General features: G+C 62.0%; 1 protein-coding gene. It reads left to right on the top strand.

Going from position 1 to position 245, the window contains the following annotated elements; translation table 11 throughout:
* The coding region (locus SB847_RS21950; protein WP_410578842.1) for a hypothetical protein at positions 1-245 on the top strand (245 nt) is incomplete at both ends.

Here is a 245-nt window from a genome sequence, read left to right as displayed (position 1 = left end):
GCCGACGAAAGGCGGCTATTACCAGTACCTGAAGCCGTCGGTGAAGGGCGAACGACTGTGCCACGCATTCGTCGTCCTGCCGGAAGTCACGTCGATCAATATCCGATTGTGGGGCATTGGCGTGCCGCCCGTCGTGCTGGACGACGTTCGCGTGACGGGCGTCGAAGAAGGCATTCGATTCCTGGCCGCGCGTCCGCGTCGCATCATCAAGAAATGGGAGTCGCTTACTGCGCAAGGGCAGCGGC

Origin of the sequence: Bacillus sp. SIMBA_026, from assembly GCF_046535335.1 — a bacterium.
Lineage (GTDB): Bacteria > Bacillota > Bacilli > Bacillales > Bacillaceae > Bacillus > Bacillus velezensis.
Note: the sequence above shows the minus strand (reverse complement) of the source record. Positions and strands in the feature narration are given on the sequence as shown.